The organism is Collinsella aerofaciens, assembly GCF_901212495.1.
Taxonomy (GTDB): Bacteria; Actinomycetota; Coriobacteriia; order Coriobacteriales; family Coriobacteriaceae; genus Collinsella; species Collinsella aerofaciens_H.
Genome location: NZ_CAAKNY010000005.1, coordinates 15453 through 31770, shown reverse-complemented (window position 1 = coordinate 31770; position 16318 = coordinate 15453). Strand labels below are relative to the sequence as shown.

Sequence of the window (16318 nt, the reverse complement as noted above, 5' to 3'; positions counted from 1 at the left end):
GCAAAAAACGTCGAATGTTGTGATGGTTTGAGGCGAGGTGAGGGGCACGGAGGGGTCAAAGCATCGTGCTCGAACGGGTTAATCCAACTCTTTTAAGCCATGCGCCAGCTGCCAGTACTCGCCGTGCAGGGCGAGCAGCTCTTCGTGCGTGCCGCGCTCGATGATGCGGCCGTGTTCGAGGACCATGATGGCATCGGCGTCGCGGACGGTGGACAGGCGGTGCGCGATCATAAACGTGGTGCGTCCGCGCATGATGCGGTCCATACCGCGCTCGATGAGCTTTTCGGTACGCGTGTCGATACTCGAAGTGGCCTCGTCCAGGATGAGCACCGGCGGATCGGCCACGGCAACGCGCGCGATGGCGAGCAGCTGGCGCTGACCCTGCGACAGGTTGGCGCCATCGGCCGTGACCGGCGTATCGTAGCCCCTAGGCAGGCGACGGATAAACGAATCCGCGCAGGCGGCCTCAGCAGCAGCGCGCACCTCCTCGTCGGTCGCGTCGAGTTTGCCAAAGCGGATGTTCTGCGCAATGGTGCCGCTAAACAGGTGCGTGTCCTGCAGCACAATGCCAAGCGACCCGCGCAGGCTGGCCTTGGCGATATGCTTGACGTCGATGCCGTCGTACGTGATCTCGCCGTCATCAACCTCGTAGAAGCGGTTGATGAGGTTGGTGATGGTCGTCTTTCCGGCGCCCGTCGAGCCCACAAACGCGATCTTTTGCCCCGGCTTGGCAAACAGGTTAAGGTCCGTGAGCACGCGGGTGCCCGGCACGTAGGAAAAGTCCACGGCATGGAAGCGCACGTCGCCGGCAAGCGGGACCAAGCCGCACGTGAGCTCGGTGCCGTCGGCAGCCACTGCGTGACCCGACTCATCAACGGCAGCCACATCATGCAAGTGCCCGTACGCTCCCACGCCCTGGCCCTCGGGAATCTTCCACGCCCACGCGGCATCACCCGTCTGCACCAGCTCCACGCGGCCCTCGTCCACCTCGGGCTCAAGATCCATGGCGGCAAACAAGCGCTCGGCGCCGGCCAACGCATTGAGCAAGAAGTTGCCCAGCTGCGTAAACTGGTTGATGGGCATGGCCGCCTGGCGCACAAAGACCAGGTAGCTCGCGAGCGCACCTACGTCGGCGAGTCCCTTGATGCAGAGCACGCCGCCCGCCACGGCGACGATGGCATAATTGACGTAGCCAATCACGACGGTCATGGGCACCATGGAGTTGGCATAGCTCACGGCGGCGGTGCCGGTGCGGCGAAGCTCGTCGTTGCGGCAGGTGAAGCCGGCGACATTCGCTGCCTCGCGGTTAAAGACCTTGATGACCTTTTGGCCCGAGACCATCTCTTCGATATATCCGTCCAGGTCGCCAAGCGATGCCTGCTGGGCGGCAAAGAAGCGCTTAGAGCGCGCACCCGAGTAGCGCGCATACAGCACAATGGCTGCATCGCACACGAGCGTGATAATCGTGAGCTGCCAGTTAAGGATGATGAGCATGGCCGTGGTGCCCACAACCTGAATGGCGGCCTGAATCACGTTGGCAAAACTGTTGTTGAGCGCCTCGGAGACGGTGTCGACGTCGTTGGTGAAAAAGCTCATGATGTCGCCCGAGCGCGTGCTGTCAAAATAACTGAGCGGCAGCGTCTGGATGTGCGCGAACAGGTCGCGGCGAATATCGGACACCACGCGTTGGGCCGCGCGCACCATGATCTGTGAGTAGCCCAGGGCCGAAAGCACGCCCGCGGCGTAGATGATCGCCGTCAGGATGACCTGCTTGGCGAGCAGTTCCTCCCCGCCCGTGGCCAAACCGTTAACGATGGGGCGAACCATGTAGGTGCCGGCGAGGCTCGCGATGGCGGCGACGGAGGCGAGCACGCCCACCACGAGCAACGAGAACTTGGCGTGACCCATGTAGGAGAGCAGGCGGCGCACAGTGCGCTTGAGGTCGGCCGGGCGCGCTTGGGCTGCGGTCTTAGGCATGGCGCTCACCCCCTTCCAAGGTCGATCCGCTGGGGACGGAGGAAAAAGGATCATTCGCGCAGCCATCGTCGCAGCCGTCGCCGGCGTCCGCGTTCCCCGCAAACTCCATCTGCGAGGCATAAATCTCCTGGTATATGTTGTCGCCCGCCAGCAGTTCCTCGTGCGTGCCCACGCCATGGACACGGCCGTCGTCCAACACCACAACGCGATCGGCATCCATGACGCTCGCGATGCGCTGGGCGATGATGAGCACGGTCGTATCGGGAATCCGAGCGATGTGCTCGCGAATCTTAGCGTCGGTCGCCATATCGACCGCGCTGGTGGAGTCATCAAAAATGAGCACGCGCGGATGCTTGAGCAGCGTGCGCGCGATGCACAGGCGCTGCTTCTGGCCACCCGAAACACCGGCGCCGCCTTGGCCCAGCTCGCCGTCCAGCCCGCCGATGCGATCAAGGAACTCGTCCACGCACGCCGCGCGGCAAGCCGCGAGAAGTTCATCGTCCGACGCCTGCGGATTGCCCCACTGCAGGTTCTCGCGCACGGTGCCCGTGAACAGCACATTCTTTTGCAGCACAATGCCCACGGCGTCACGTAGGGTCGCGAGGTCGTAGTCGCGCACGTCGCGTCCGCCCACAAGCACGGCGCCCTCGGTGGCGTCGTACAGGCGCGCAATCAGCTGCACAAGCGAGCTCTTGCCCGAGCCCGTACCGCCGAGGATGCCCACCGTCGAGCCGCTCTCGATGCGAAGGTCGATATGCTCGAGCACATCCTCGGCTGCATCCGCGCGATATTTAAAGGAAACGTCGCGAAACTCGATACTGCCGTCCGCTGGCGCCGCAGCCGCGAGGTCTCCCGCAGGGTTGGCGATAAAGGGCACCTCATCGAGCACCTCTGCGATACGGCCCACACTCGTGAGAGCGCGCGTGAGCAGCAAAAATACGTTGGAAATCATCATGAGCGAGTTCATGATCAGCAGCACGTAGCTCATAAAGCCCGTGAGCGAGCCCACGCCCAAGCGACCTTCGATGATCATGCGGCCGCCAATCCACAGGATCGAGACCGCGGCAACATACATCGAGAGTTGGAACACCGGCAGGTTGAGCACGGCGGTGCCGAAGGTCTTGGTCGCCGTGCCGGCGAGCTCGGTATTGACGGTGTCGAACTTGTCGCACTCGTGCTCGGCGCGCACATAAGCCTTCACGGCGCGCACGGCGGTAAGGTCCTCTTGCACCACGCCGTTGAGGTGGTCCATCGAGGACTGGAGTTGGCGGTAGAGCGGGCTCACGCGCACGGTAATGATACCGAGCACGATGGCGAGCATCGGCAGAATTACGGCAAAGACCGCCGCGAGCTCGCGCGAGAGCACGAAAGCGTAGACGAGGCCCATGACCAGATTTACCGGCCCGCGCACCATGGGGCGGAAGCCGTTGCCCACGGCGTTTTGAATCACGGTGATGTCGGTGGTCATGCGAGTGACAAGCGAGCTCGTCTCGTATTCATCAAGATTGCCGAAGGCGAGGGTCTGGATCTTGCGGTACTCCGCGGCGCGCAGGTTGGCGCCCAGCCCCGAGGCAACGCGGGCGGACGTGCGCGCATAGCCCAAGCCAAGTGCCAGCGAACATGCGGCGCACACCAGCATATACGCACCCTGCAAAAGCATGTAGTTGATGTCGCCCGCAGGCACGCCCACGTCGATGATATTTGCCATGATGACCGGAATAAACAGCTCGAGCGCCGTCTCGGCCGTCACAAAGAGCATGCCGAGTATGGCATCGCGTCGGTATGCCCCCAGATAGGAAAACAGAATCTTGAGATTGCGCACGCAGGTTCATCCCCCATCAAACGTTGTTCGCAAACCCACGTATTATGGCGCGCCGTGCGGCGGTGTCAAGTGTTGCGAAATCGATTTCTGCAAGGTTAGCGTAGGCTTCATGCTCGCAGGACGCGCCCCTGTATTCAATTGGAAATGAACGCGTGCGTGACTTTTTCGCCCCGCCGCCAACACAAACCTTGACTCTACAATCGTTGTAGGGTCTTCACTACACTGGTAGCTAAGCGAACCAAGCCAGACAGCCCCACCCATGGAACACGACTTCACACGCGGCAATATCCTTAAGACCATCGCGGTCTTTGCCCTGCCCTATATGCTCTCGTACTTTTTGCAGATGCTCTACGGCATGGCCGACCCGTACATGATGGGACAGTTTAGCGGTGCCGCCGGCATCACCGCCGTGGGCAACGGCGCACAGACGCTCTACATCATTACCGTGACGCTCGTGGGCCTAGTCGAGAAGATGATCAGCTTTTTGTTCATTGTGCCGAGTTCCATGGACGCCACCGTCAGCGCACTCACGGCATAAAACGCCGGCGCAGGCAAGGGCGCTCGCGCACGCCAGGTGCTCAGGTGCGCCATGACGATCTCGGTGGTGTACGGCTGCCTGATCACAGTGCTGATGTGGCTGGTGGCACCGGCGTTTATTGGCTTTTTTGCCAAGGGCCCAGCGGTGATCGCGGCCGGTACCGGCTATATGCACAGTTATATTTTCGATGCAATCTTTGCCGGCATCCACATTTGCTTTAGCGGCTTTTTCGCTGCGTATGGAAAGAGCTACATCGGCTTTGCGCACAACGTGCTGGCCGTGGCGCCCATTCGCGTGCCCGGTGCGTGGCTGCTGTCGAACGCCTATTCCGATACGTTGTTTCCCATGGGCATCGCCTCGCCATGCGGATCGATTTTGTCGGCAGTCATCTGTGTTGTCGCGTTTACCGTGCTCAACCGGCGCGGAGCTTTTGACAAGCTGGTGGCGTAGCGGGGCGGCACGAGCCTGGCGCCCTTCCCCACCCATTGAAAGGAGCGGTCCTATGCCCCCGAGTTTCGCTACGCCGTGCTGCGCGAACGCGTCAACCCTACCGACGCCTATGCGTTGGAGTGGCAGATTCGTCAACTGCAGAAGGGTCAGCACGAGACCTTTGTCTTTCTGGGCAACTTGGGCATTGGGATTAGCGCCGAGCACCTCGCCGCCGACGATTTTGATGGCTACGACGAGGTCTTCCTTCTGCTCGACGATACCGATGACTACCAGGGCGACGTCGAGACACGGCCCGCCGCGCATTGTCTGACCATTAGCTTCCGCGGCACGCACGGGCGAGCAGTCCCATGCTACGAGCAGCTGCTCGACTATATGCGCAAACATAACCTGGCGCCTGCCGGGCCCTCGCGCGAAATCGCCCTGATCGATGACATCATCAGCGACGACCCCGCAACCTACGTGACGCAGATCACGGTGCCGGTTACTGTGCTCGATTAAGAACCTCCCGGAAAGCTATGAAGTGCGGCTCAACTAACGAGCGTCGGCTACAGGAGGACTACCGCGCCGCAGACAGTCCCCGGTGTGGCGGTTTTACTCCTCCGGGATCGGAAACGCACGGATGAACTCTGCGGGCGAGAAGGTCTTGATGGTCGAGCGCACAAAAGCGGCGCGATCGCGCGTGATGATAAAGTCCACGCCGGCACGCTCGGCCATCGCACGGATACAGCCATCCTCGAAGTCCGGCTCATCGGAATAGGCGGAGGTAAAACAAGCTTCTTGGTCGAGAGGCTCTGCCGAGTAGCTCTTAAGGCAGTCGCGCACTACCTCGCGGGCGCGCGCCTCGCCGGCCTGTTTAGTGAGAATGTAATACGCGTCCTTGAGAGAGCAGGCCGAAACAACGCCCTCGATAAGCCCCACGTCAACAAGCCCCTTGACGGTTTGCGCCGCCCCATGCTCCGGCCGACCCGGAAGCACGCAATCGAGCAGAAAATTAGTATCGAGAAATGCCCTCATAGGTAGCGCTCCCTCGCGATGCGCTTTTCATCTTCAACCGTCATCGTATCGAGCGGCGTTCCCTTGGGCATTTTGGCTACGAGTTCGAGATACTCCCGATAGTCCTCATCCTCCGCGAGCATCTCACGAATCTCCTTCCAGGTGATCTTGGGATGCCACATCGTACCCAACTCGCGCTTGGGCTTGTCCGTGCCGCACGCCGGCTTTGCGCCCCCACGCTCCTGAGCAGCGTCATATTCCACCGCAACTGGGCCTTGATAGTCGAGTGGCACAATCTTGAACAACGGCTTGCTCCGCTTGAAGACCACAACCTCCTCGCCCTCATTGGCAACCTTTTCGGCCACCTGCGTAAGGTTCTGGCGCAGCTCCGAAAACGCGACGGTAACCATAGCGGCTCCTCTCAACATATATCTTCACTGTTGAGTATACACGTTATTGTTAATGTTCATATATATAAAGACCGCCACAATGGGGACAACCACCATTGTGAGGTCCCCCACTCTGCATGAATCTCTTATCGCTCCGGGACGGCACCAGTCCGCAGGATAGCCCTCATTGACGACATCATCAGCGACGGCCCCGCGACCTACGTAACCCAGATCACTATGCCGGTTACCCCATCCAAATAAGAAACGCCCGGAAGGCATCGTGCTTCCGGGTGGTTCTTCAATTTGGCTATCGATGCGCTAAGCCTGGGGCACCTCGCCGGTAGCTAAGATCTGCTCGAGTGCATCCTCATCCAGCACGGGTACACCCAGCTGCTCGGCCTTGGTAAGCTTGGAGCCCGCTTTGGGGCCGGCAACCAAGTAGCTCGTCTTCTTTGACACACTGCCCGAAACCTTGGCGCCGAGTACCTTGAGCGCCGCGCCTGCCTCATCGCGGGTGCGGTTGACGAGCGTGCCGGTGAGCACGAAGGTCAGACCCGCAAGCGGCCGCACGTCGGCGAGCTCGCCTGCTACGCCGGCATCGGCTGCGGCCTGTGCATGCGCGGCGCCCAAATCGACCTCGAGCGACAGGCCCGCTTGGCGCAGACGCTCCAGCACGGCAAGGTTTTCGGGCACGGCCAGGAACTGCTTAACGCTCGCCGCAATCTTGGGACCGATGCCCTCGCACTCGGCGATGTCCTCTTCGCTCGCCAAGATGAGCTTGTCAATCGACAGGAATCGCTCGGCGATGACCTCACCCACGCTCTTGCCCACGTGGCGGATGCCCAGGGCAAACAGCACGCGACCGAGCGGCTGGCTCTTGGACTTGTTGAGCTCGGCGATGATTTTCTCAGCCGTCTTAAGGCCTACCGGAATGGGGTCGCCCTTCTTGACGCCCTTTTTGCTGTTGGAGCTGGCATAGGTGCGGCCTGTGTCCAGGCCTGCGATGTCGTCGACTGTGAGCTGGTAGAAGTCCGCGACATCGTGGATCAGACCGGCGGCGATCATCTTGTCGACGATCTCGTCGCCCAGGCCGTCGACGTCCATGCAGCCGCGGCTCACCCAGTGGAGCAAGCGCTCCTTGAGCTGCGCGGGGCAGTCGATGGACACGCAGCGGTAGGCCACCTCGCCATCCTCGTGAACCACGGGGCTGCCGCACACGGGGCAGACCTCGGGCATGTGCCAGTCAACCGAATCAGCCGGGCGCTTATCGAGCACCGGGCCCACGACCTCGGGAATCACGTCGCCCGCCTTGTGCACGATGATGGTGTCGCCCTCGCGCACGTTTTTGCGACGGATCTCGTCGATGTTGTGCAGCGTGGCGCGCGCGATGGTGGAGCCGGCGACCGTCACCGGGTCGAACTCGGCGACCGGCGTGAGCACACCGGTGCGGCCCACCTGGATGCGAATTTCGCGCAGGACGGTCTGCTTTTCCTCGGGCGGGAACTTAAAGGCAATGGCCCATCGCGGTGCGCGGGCGGTAAAGCCCAGATCGAGCTGCTGCTGGAAGCTGTCAACCTTTACGACCACACCGTCGATGTCGTAGTTCAAGTCGCCACGGTGCTCGAGCGCCTGGGCACAGAACTCGTGAACCTCGGCCGGCGTGGCGCAGCGTGCCACGTTAGGGTTGACGCTAAAGCCGGCGCTGCGCAGCCAGTCCAGAAACTCGCGCTGGCTGTGAACGTGCAACGGGTCGGTATCGGCGATGGCGTAGATAAAGGTGGCCAGGTCGCGTCGTGCCGTGACCTTAGGATCCTTCTGACGCAGGCTACCGGCGGCAGCGTTGCGCGGGTTGGCGAAGGAGTCGCGGCCCTCGGCATCAGCCTCTTCATTCAGGCGAACAAAGCTGCCCTTGGGCATATAGACCTCGCCGCGTACTTCGATGGTACGCTCGCGGTCGGCGCCCATGTGGGTGAGCGCTGCCTCGGACAGATGCATGGGCACATCCTTGATGGTGCGCACGTTGAGCGATACGTCCTCGCCCGTGGTGCCGTCACCGCGCGTGGCGGCGCGTACGAAGGTGCCGTTTTGGTAGGTAAGCGCCACGCCCAGACCATCGATCTTAAGCTCGCAGGTATAGGTGACGCTACCGGCACCGAGGGCATCCTCAGTGCGCTGGAGCCATGCGTCGAGCTCGTCCAGATCCATGGCATCGTCCATGGAATACATGCGTGCCATGTGCGTGACCGGCGTAAACTGCTCGCTCACGTATCCGCCCACACGCTGGGTATAGCTGTCGGGCGTCACCAGGTCGGGATAGGCCGCCTCGATCTGCTGGAGCTCAACGAGCATTTTGTCAAAGGCGGCATCCGTGATCTCGGGCGCATCGAGCATGTAGTAGCGATAGGCGTGGTAATCGAGCTCGTGACGTAGCTCGGCCGCACGCGCCGCCGCCTGGGCACGGGCATCGGTCGGTGCGGTGGCTTCCGCGGTCGCAGGCGTTTTGGTATCGATGTCCACGCCGTCACCAAACAGGCTCGATTGCTCCATAGCGGCACTCCTTCGCTCGATTTCAAACGGATACAAGAGTACCACCGGTCGCAACGGGGCCGAATAGCGGTCTCAAACCGCACTGAATCGGCAGCCGCTGGACTGGGGTGGACAGTTAGTTCAGATACGTATAATTCTGCGAGCCTGGTCGTGTTCAGACGTCGCCATTCCAGCCAATTTGGCCGCCCCGGGGGCTGCACGACCGGCTCGTCCCCCTTCTAAACTCCCATCCGAACCCCTCCCCCATCCCAAAACAGCTCAAAACGCATGCTGAACCGCCTCGGGTTTATACGCATCTGAACTAACTGTCCAGACCATTCCGAACCAGGCCTCTTGTCAGCTCCATGTGATCCGTTTTCCTCCGTTCCCAACGGATCAATAAGAAAAGAGGGGGCTGTCCCGCGTTGGCGGGACAGCCCCCTCTGGCTTCGATATGTGTGGAGTGGCTCGTTAGTAACCCTGGCCGTAGCCTTGACTCTGGCCCTGCCCTTGCTTGCCCAGCAGTTCCTCTAGGTACTGGCGCAGCTGCTCATCGGTGATGCCGCCGTTGCCGGTGTCGGTCGCGCTGTCGTCCTGCTGCTGGTTCTGCAGCTTCTCATCGGAACCCAGCTCGACGGTGACCTTTTTCTCTTCCTTGCCGCGCATGAGCGTGATCTCGACCTTCTCGCCCACCTCGTGGCTGCTCAGCGCGATGATCAGGCCGTCGGCGCTCGTGATCTCGTCGTCGCCCAGCTTGGTGATGACGTCGCCCTCCTGGATACCGGCCTTGGCGGCGGGGCCATCCTCGACGACGCTCGCCACATACGCGCCACTATCGGTGCTCAGCTTGTTGGTGCGGGCGTTGAGCGCGTTGACGCTCGAAAGCGTGGCGCCCAGGTACGGATGCACCGGCGTCTTGCCGTCGATGATCTGGTCGGCAATGTTCTTGGCGTAGTCAACGGGAATAGCAAAGCCCACACCCGAGCTGGAGCCCGAATAGCTCTCGATAAGCGAGTTGATGCCAACCAGCTCACCATTGTCGTTAACGAGCGCGCCGCCGGAGTTGCCCGGGTTGATGGCAGCATCGGTCTGGATCATGTTGGCGTAGATGGTGTTGCCGCTGGTAGAGCTCATGGCCGTGGAGCGATAGAGCGCTGACACAATACCCGTGGAGACAGACTGCTCGTTGCCGAACGGCGAACCAATGGCCATGACCCACTCGCCAACGTTGAGCTTGGAGGAATCACCAATCTCAATCGGCGTGAGCTTGGAGGCGTCTGCATCCTTGAGCTTGATGACGGCCAGGTCGCTCGAGGCATCGTTGCCCACAAACTCGGCCTCGTAGGTGGTACCGTCGTCCATGGTCACCACGTACTGGTCGTAACCATCGACCACGTGGTTGTTGGTGAGGATGTGGCCTGCGGTATCGAGCACCACGCCCGAACCGACGCTGCCCGAGCTATCCGACTCATCAGCAGACTGCGAAAGCGAGCCATTCTGGCTACCGCTCGAAGTGGCGGTAATGGAGACCACGGAGGGCAGCGCCTTGGCAGAAACGGCCTCGGCCAGCGTGGTGTCCTCGGAGTCGATCGAAATCTTTTGCGTCGACGAACCCGAAGCACCCGCCGTCACGGCGTTCTTTCCGCCACCAATGTTGAGCGTGCCGCTCATAATGAGCGCGATGACCAGCAGGGCACCGCAGGCACAACCGGCAAGCGCCGTAATAAAGATCGGCAGCTTTTTGGTCTTGGTCTTGACCACCGTGTGCTTGTTTACAACCTGCTGACTGTCCAGCGGCTGGCCGGTCTGCGTGTCGTAGGCCTGCACATAGGGAATGTTGCTGTCGGCAGGCGTCGACTCCACCTGCACGCGCGGCTGCTGCTGAGTCTCGCCGGCATTGCCAACATCCTGGGGACGCTGGGAATCGTTCTCGCTCATAGCTGCGATCCTTTCGTCAAATAACCAAAGGCCCGCCAAACATGTGGCGGGCCATCATTGTTCATGTTGAGTTGTACCCCAATATGCGGGTGCACGTGTATGAGAACGCAATCTTTTAGGAAGGCTTAAGTTCTGTTGCAGGCCCGAAAGGAATCCACACCTGCGTCAAAACCACCACAACGATGCCTGCCCCCTTGCGGTGGAAATCTAGTCCTTAAACAGATAGCCAACGCCGCGGACGGTGGTGATGTGCGCCGCGATCTGCGGGCCCACCTTGGAGCGGATGCGTCGGATGTGCACGTCGACGGTGCGCGTGCCGCCGCAGTACTCAAAGCCCCACACGCGGTGCAGCAGCACCTCGCGGCTGTAGGCGCGGTTGGGATGCGTCGCCAAAAAGCTCAGCAGCGAGTACTCCATCAGCGTCAGGTCGATTGGCTCGTTATCGAGCGTCACCTGGTAGGTGGCCAAGTTGATCTCGAGGTTATCGATGTTGAGCACATCATCGGCGGTGACGGTCTCCTCCTCGCCCATCAGGCGCTGCGCGCGGGCCTTGAGCTCGTTGGGCGTCGCCGTTGGGCATACAAAGTCGGCATGCGCGTGATTGGGCAGGCGCAAGGTACCGAGCGCCTCGTCGTCGACAATCACCAGCATGGGGACACCGCCGCGATCGTCAAGCCACTTGGCAATCTGATCGATGCGGTCGCTGCGGATGCCATCGGAATCGAGGATCAGCAGGTCAAAGTCGTGCGCCGCAGTCGGCGAATCGGGAGTGGCCAGACTCACCTCGACGCCCAGGGTGGTCGTCAAGCTGCGGGCAAACTCGTGGAAGCGCGTCGTGCGCGCCATGAACAGGGCACTCTTTTCGGACATATCGGCCTCCAAAGAAATGAGCTCAATCGTACTGGAACAAGCCAGCGCGATTAGGAGTTCGCCAGATAATGCTTGATCTCCCACTCGGTGATCGTGGACTCAAACTTATGCCACTCGTCGCGCTTCTTTTTAAGGAAGAAGCCGTGGATGTGCTCGCCGAGGGCATCCTTCATAAACTGCGAGTCCTCAAAGACGTCGAGTGCCTCTTTAAGCGAGCGCGGCAGCGGCGTGTAGCCGGCCTCGAGCATCTGGCGGTCGGTGAGCTTGAGCGTCTCGGCCGTGGCCTCGGGCGGGAGCTCCAGCTTGCGTTCGATGCCGTCGAGTCCGGCCGCCAGCGTGACGGCGTTGACCAGGTACGGATTGGCCATGGGGTCGGGGCTGCGAAGCTCGATGCGCGTGGACAGCTGCTTGCCGGGCTTGTAGACCGGAATGCGGATCATGCTCGCGCGGTTGCGCAGGCCCCACGTGGCGTACTGCGGCACGGAGTCGCCGCCGGTAGTAATGCGCTTGTACGAGTTGACCGTAGGGTTGGTGATGGCGCTGATCTCGCGGGCATGCGCCAGGATGCCGGCCATGTAGTGCTTGGCGATATCGGAGAGGTGGTACTTCTCGTCGCCCTCGCCCCAAAAGACGTTGTTGCCGTCGTGGTCGAACAGCGACTGGCACAGGAACATAGCACTGCCGTCCTCGCCCGCCAACGGCTTGGGCATAAAGGAGGCGTGGCAACCGCTCTCGTAGGCCTGCTGCTTAATGATGAGTTTGGCCGTGGTGATGGCGTCGGACATGCTCAGGGCCTCGGCATGGCGCAGGCTCATGCCGTGCTGCGAGCGACCGGCGGCGTGGAAGGTGTACTCCACGGGCACGGACATTTTCTCGAGCGTGAGGACCGTGTTGCGGCGCAGGTCGCGGGCGGCATCGCTCACCGAAAGGTCAAAGTAACCCACGTTGTCGAGCGGCTCGGGCGTATGCTCGTCGGGGAAGTAATAGTACTCCAGCTCGGCGCCCACGTTGAGCAGGTAGCCGGCCTTCTCGGCCTTATAGAACATGCGGCGCAACGCATCGCGCGGATCGCCGGCGAAGGGCTTGCGGTCGGGGGTGCACACATCGCAGAACACGCGGGCAACGCCGTTATGGCTCGGACGCCACGGTAGGATCTGGAAGGTCGAGGCGTCGGGGAACGCGAGCATGTCGGCTTCCTCGGGCGTGGCAAAGCCCTCGATGGCGGAGCCGTCAAAGCCAATACCCTCCTCAAAAGCGACCTCGAGGTCCTCGGGGCTGATGGCAAAGTTTTTGAGGCGGCCGAGAATGTCGACAAACCACAGACGCACAAAGCGGATGTCACGCTGCTCTACGGAGCGGAGTACGTAATCGATGTTCTGCTGGTTCATGTCGCTCCCCTTTCTTTCGGGCGGGTTTCGACTGGTCTATATCGCAGATACTATCGCAGAAAAATGTTTCCGCAGGGTTAAAGCGTATCAAGCGCTCAAAAAACGTGTGCGAACAGGCAGGTGTGGCAAGTAACTATCGCTCGGATTCGGAGACAATTTACCTACAGGCTCGTTCCAGCGCAGGGAACTCCATCGTCACTGCATCCCAAACAACCGAGCGGTCGACATTGCCGTAATCATGCGCAAGATAATTTCTCATGCCGATAATTCCACGCCACTCAATTTCGGGATGAAGCCGCTGCGAGCGTTCCGACAGCTTGCCCGCTTCTTCCGTCACTCTAAGCGCACACATCAAAAGGGAGTCCGCCAACGCCCTCGTCCGCACGTCATTCGCATGCAGAAACTGGTCCTCAGTGATATCAAAAGCCTTGATGCGCTCGTTCATTTCAAAGATGGCTTCCAAAACCTCTTGGGCGCGAAGGCTATCTGACTTACGCGCGATCATAAAGGACCATTCCTTCGCGCTCGATTACCGCGGCAAAATCGTCATCAAGATAGTCACTCGAGACAAGGTCGACCTGCCTCCCGGTTTCTTTGCGCACCGCCTCGCCAAACGCCGACAGCGCGAAAAGACCAAATCCCTGCTCACGATCGACTTCGAGACGCAAGTCAATATCACTATCGGCATGCGCCTCGCCACGGGCATACGAGCCAAAAAGAATCACGGATTTGATGGCGGGGATTTGACTGGCCGCCTCGCGAACGGCGGACTCAATCTGAGCAGGGTCCAAAATACCCGCCGAGGCGCTTTCGCTCGCATAGCTTTTACCAAGTGAAGGAACAAACGGCAGCGAACGCTCGCGCAGCATCTGTCTCATAAACATATTGACCGCAACAGACGAAGTCATGCCAAGTTCTTCGCACAGCTCGGCAAATGAGTCTTTAATTGACGAGTCCACTCGCACACTCAGCACAGACGCAGTCATGGATACCTCCTGTATGACATTGTCTATATATTATCATACATACTAGCGTGAGGTCGAGGCGCGGTGTTCGATGTGGCCGGGGACCTCGATGCGCTTGGAGGTGAGCTTTGCGGCATCGCCCACCGTAGTGGTAACGACGTCGATGCGCTCGGAGAGAAGCTCGACTACGCGCTCGGCAATGGTGAGGGTGTCTTGCGCGGCCGTGGTCACGCCGCCAAAGAGCACGTGGTTCCAGGGGTAATCGTCAAACGTCGCGATCTTGAGACCCGCCGGCAACGAGGGTCCCAGCTGTGCCAGCGTCTCGGTCAGGCGCAGAAAGACCAGGCCGTTGACGGCAATGAGGCCGAGCTTTTTACCCGCATAGCCGCGGATGGTCTCGTCCAGGCGACTGACACCCGTGGCGCCACCGTCGGCCAGGGTGACGACCTCGCCGGCCAGGCCGCGGCGCGAGAGCTCGTCGGCAAACGCTTCGGCGCGCTCGCGACGCACGGGGCTGTCGTCGCTTGCCTCGGTGAGCAGGCACAGGCGCTCGCTGCCAGCAGCGGCCAAGGCGCCTACCAGGCCGGCAACCAGCTCGCGGTTGTTAGAGGTCACCAGATCGATGCCACCGGCGGCAACATCGCGGTCGAGCAGCACAACGGGCAGGCGCCCCGCGGCCGCGGCGATCGCCTTGTCGTTGCCTCCGCAGGTATTGACGACCAGGCCGTCCACGCCGGCATCGATAAGCCTGGTGAGCGACTCTGCTTCCTTAGCGGGATCGTTGCCGCTAATGGCCGTCATGAGCGAGCAGCCGCGCGCGGCGGCGCTGGCGGAAAGCCCTTCGAGCATGGCGCTGGAGAACGGGTTGGCGATGTCGGCCAAGATAACGCCGATGAGGTTGGTGCGCGAGCTGCGCAGATTGCGCGCGGCGGCACGCGGGCGATAGCCGGTGCGCTCGATGACCTCGGCAATGCGGGCACGGGTTTCCTCGGTCATCTGCCCGGGGCGGTTGTTGAGATAGCGCGAGACCGTGGCCGGGCTCACGCCCGCCTCGGCGGCAATGTCCTTAATCCTCATCTGCGCCATGGCGCACCCCGTTTCCCAATTGTCAGCAGCCTGAGCCATTTTAGGCATTTTTTTAAAAATCTCGCTTGCAAAACGTTGTAGGTGAGTATACTACAACTCGAAACGAAACCGATTTCGTAAACCGATTTCGGCAAGCGTTGGCACTGAGGTGCAAAGATGCACCCTACCATCTTGGCACCTCCGTGCCAACGCCATATCAAAGGTGTACGAACGAGTAAGAAGGAGCTGCGCGACCATGGGTAAAACGGTTCTTACCTTCGGCGAGATCATGATGAGGCTCTCGCCCAAAGACCATCTGCGCATTGAGCAGGCGACCGAGTTTGATGTCCGCTACGGCGGCGCCGAAGCCAACACCGCGCTTTCCCTGGCCTACCAGGGTGACAAGGCAGCTTACGTCTCCGTTGTCCCGGCCAACCGTCTGGGCGAGTGCGCCCTGCGTTCGCTGAAGGCCTACGACGTCGATACCTCGCGCGTCGTGCGCCAGGGCGACCGTCTTGGCTCCTATGTGTTTGAGGTCGGCGCCTCGCAGCGCGGCAACGGCTGCGTCTACGACCGCAAGTACTCTGCCATCAACATGGCCAAGCGCGACGTCTTTGACTGGGACGAGATCCTCAAGGGTGTCGATGTCTTCTACTTCTCCGGCGTGACGGCCGCTGTCTCCGACGAGATGGCCGCCGCCTGCAAGGATGCCCTCACCGCCTGCCGCGCCAAGGGCATCACCACTGTTTGCGATGTGAACTATCGCGGCAAGATGTGGTCGCCCGAGAAGTCGCAGGCCACCATGAAGGAGCTCCTGCCACTCGTCGACATCTGCATCGCCAACGACGAGGACGCACCCGCCGGCCTCGGCATGACCTGCGTCTCCGGCTCTCTTGCCCACGGCATCGAGGAGCGCGACACCTACGTCAAGATGGCCCGTCAGATCTGTGCCGAGTACGGCTGCAAGAAAGTCGCCTCGGTCGTCCGCAACATCTCCTGCGTCGAGCGCTCCATTTGGATGGGCATGCTCTTTGACGCCGAGAGCGGCGAGCACTGGTTCTCCCCTGCTCACGACGTGCACGTGCTCGAGGGCGTTGCCGCCGGCGATGCTTTTAACGCCGGCCTGGTCCATGCCCTCATCAATGACTTCGATCCGCAGGACGCCGTCAATTACGCCATCGCTGCCTCGATCCTCAAGCTCACCATCAAGGGCGATTCCAATCTGGTGACCGCCGACGAGATCGCCGCTGTGGCATCCGCCGCCGACGGTGGCACCCGCGTCGCCCGTTAATTCGTTCCCCATTCCGCGGGCTGCAGTTTCCCATACCCATACCTCTGCAGCCCGCTCCCCGATTTCTCCGGTCGGGCAAAACCACCAGTCCCATTCCGGTTTTGCC

At 61.1% G+C, this 16318-nt stretch carries 13 protein-coding genes and 2 pseudogenes; 4 read left to right on the top strand and 11 right to left on the bottom strand.

Translation table 11 applies throughout. The features are described from left to right. Window positions 1–78 precede the first annotated feature (78 nt). Entirely contained in the window at window positions 79–1977 is a 1899-nt protein-coding gene (locus tag SFLMC1_RS00320) for an ABC transporter ATP-binding protein (RefSeq protein WP_152074729.1), read from the bottom strand. Continuing rightward, the gene (locus tag SFLMC1_RS00315) at window positions 1970–3799 is read right to left on the bottom strand and encodes an ABC transporter ATP-binding protein (protein ID WP_226798382.1); all 1830 of its coding nucleotides are present in this window, start codon (window positions 3797–3799) and stop codon (window positions 1970–1972) included. Before SFLMC1_RS00315 ends, SFLMC1_RS00320 begins: the two co-directional genes overlap by 8 nt. Window positions 3800–4058: 259 nt before the next feature. Here SFLMC1_RS00315 and SFLMC1_RS00310 point away from each other — a divergent pair, with 259 nt between their 5' ends. The 3 genes and pseudogenes from SFLMC1_RS00310 to SFLMC1_RS00300 all read left to right on the top strand — a co-directional run. Then, entirely contained in the window at window positions 4059–4337 is a 279-nt protein-coding gene (locus tag SFLMC1_RS00310; protein ID WP_222837939.1) for a hypothetical protein, read from the top strand. Window positions 4338–4352: 15 nt separating this feature from the next. Then, a pseudogene (locus tag SFLMC1_RS00305) lies at window positions 4353–4787 on the top strand (MATE family efflux transporter); the annotation flags it as partial. Window positions 4788–4853: 66 nt separating this feature from the next. After that, window positions 4854–5285, top strand: a pseudogene (locus SFLMC1_RS00300) (hypothetical protein); the annotation flags it as partial. Between the two features lie 93 nt (window positions 5286–5378). On the opposite strand, the gene SFLMC1_RS00295 reads toward SFLMC1_RS00300, so the two are convergent. The 9 genes from SFLMC1_RS00295 to SFLMC1_RS00255 form a co-directional block, all read right to left on the bottom strand. Further along, on the bottom strand, window positions 5379–5801 hold the full coding sequence (locus SFLMC1_RS00295) for a PIN domain-containing protein (RefSeq protein ID WP_152074731.1): 423 nt from the start codon (window positions 5799–5801) through the stop codon (window positions 5379–5381). Then, the gene (locus SFLMC1_RS00290; RefSeq protein ID WP_187323784.1) at window positions 5798–6190 is read right to left on the bottom strand and encodes a type II toxin-antitoxin system Phd/YefM family antitoxin; all 393 of its coding nucleotides are present in this window, start codon (window positions 6188–6190) and stop codon (window positions 5798–5800) included. The genes SFLMC1_RS00295 and SFLMC1_RS00290 overlap by 4 nt, the downstream gene beginning before the upstream one ends. Window positions 6191–6487: 297 nt before the next feature. Beyond that, complete coding sequence (ligA, locus tag SFLMC1_RS00285; RefSeq protein WP_152074733.1) at window positions 6488–8716, bottom strand: NAD-dependent DNA ligase LigA; 2229 nt, start codon at window positions 8714–8716, stop codon at window positions 6488–6490. Window positions 8717–9166: 450 nt separating this feature from the next. Beyond that, the gene (locus tag SFLMC1_RS00280) at window positions 9167–10633 is read right to left on the bottom strand and encodes a S1C family serine protease (RefSeq protein WP_154063876.1); all 1467 of its coding nucleotides are present in this window, start codon (window positions 10631–10633) and stop codon (window positions 9167–9169) included. Between the two features lie 207 nt (window positions 10634–10840). Further along, window positions 10841–11503, bottom strand: coding sequence for a DNA-binding response regulator (locus SFLMC1_RS00275; protein ID WP_006234733.1), 663 nt, complete (start codon window positions 11501–11503; stop codon window positions 10841–10843). A 50-nt stretch (window positions 11504–11553) separates the two neighbouring features. Beyond that, complete coding sequence (locus tag SFLMC1_RS00270; protein ID WP_152074735.1) at window positions 11554–12891, bottom strand: glutamine synthetase family protein; 1338 nt, start codon at window positions 12889–12891, stop codon at window positions 11554–11556. A 157-nt stretch (window positions 12892–13048) separates the two neighbouring features. Next, window positions 13049–13396 (bottom strand): DUF86 domain-containing protein, encoded by a 348-nt coding sequence (locus SFLMC1_RS00265; RefSeq protein WP_152074736.1) that lies wholly within the window; start codon window positions 13394–13396, stop codon window positions 13049–13051. Further along, entirely contained in the window at window positions 13383–13877 is a 495-nt protein-coding gene (locus tag SFLMC1_RS00260) for a type II toxin-antitoxin system RelB/DinJ family antitoxin (protein ID WP_152074737.1), read from the bottom strand. Before SFLMC1_RS00260 ends, SFLMC1_RS00265 begins: the two co-directional genes overlap by 14 nt. Before the next feature lie 42 nt (window positions 13878–13919). Beyond that, window positions 13920–14942, bottom strand: coding sequence for a LacI family DNA-binding transcriptional regulator (locus tag SFLMC1_RS00255; RefSeq protein ID WP_187323783.1), 1023 nt, complete (start codon window positions 14940–14942; stop codon window positions 13920–13922). 235 nt (window positions 14943–15177) lie between these two features. Between SFLMC1_RS00255 and SFLMC1_RS00250 the strand changes: the two genes are divergently transcribed. Then, the gene (locus SFLMC1_RS00250; protein WP_152074739.1) at window positions 15178–16212 is read left to right on the top strand and encodes a sugar kinase; all 1035 of its coding nucleotides are present in this window, start codon (window positions 15178–15180) and stop codon (window positions 16210–16212) included. Window positions 16213–16318 lie beyond the last annotated feature (106 nt).

Excerpts from the sequence above, each read along its gene's own strand:
- SFLMC1_RS00260 (WP_152074737.1), bottom strand. The coding sequence starts at position 13,877 with ATGACTGCGTCTGTGCTGAGTGTGCGAGTGGACTCGTCAATTAAAGAC.
- SFLMC1_RS00250 (WP_152074739.1), top strand. The coding sequence starts at position 15,178 with ATGGGTAAAACGGTTCTTACCTTCGGCGAGATCATGATGAGGCTCTCG.
- ligA (WP_152074733.1), bottom strand. The coding sequence starts at position 8,716 with ATGGAGCAATCGAGCCTGTTTGGTGACGGCGTGGACATCGATACCAAA.
- SFLMC1_RS00270 (WP_152074735.1), bottom strand. The coding sequence starts at position 12,891 with ATGAACCAGCAGAACATCGATTACGTACTCCGCTCCGTAGAGCAGCGT.
- SFLMC1_RS00290 (WP_187323784.1), bottom strand. The coding sequence starts at position 6,190 with ATGGTTACCGTCGCGTTTTCGGAGCTGCGCCAGAACCTTACGCAGGTG.
- SFLMC1_RS00310 (WP_222837939.1), top strand. The coding sequence starts at position 4,059 with ATGGAACACGACTTCACACGCGGCAATATCCTTAAGACCATCGCGGTC.
- SFLMC1_RS00320 (WP_152074729.1), bottom strand. The coding sequence starts at position 1,977 with ATGCCTAAGACCGCAGCCCAAGCGCGCCCGGCCGACCTCAAGCGCACT.
- SFLMC1_RS00275 (WP_006234733.1), bottom strand. The coding sequence starts at position 11,503 with ATGTCCGAAAAGAGTGCCCTGTTCATGGCGCGCACGACGCGCTTCCAC.
- SFLMC1_RS00255 (WP_187323783.1), bottom strand. The coding sequence starts at position 14,942 with ATGGCGCAGATGAGGATTAAGGACATTGCCGCCGAGGCGGGCGTGAGC.
- SFLMC1_RS00295 (WP_152074731.1), bottom strand. The coding sequence starts at position 5,801 with ATGAGGGCATTTCTCGATACTAATTTTCTGCTCGATTGCGTGCTTCCG.
- SFLMC1_RS00280 (WP_154063876.1), bottom strand. The coding sequence starts at position 10,633 with ATGAGCGAGAACGATTCCCAGCGTCCCCAGGATGTTGGCAATGCCGGC.
- SFLMC1_RS00265 (WP_152074736.1), bottom strand. The coding sequence starts at position 13,396 with ATGATCGCGCGTAAGTCAGATAGCCTTCGCGCCCAAGAGGTTTTGGAA.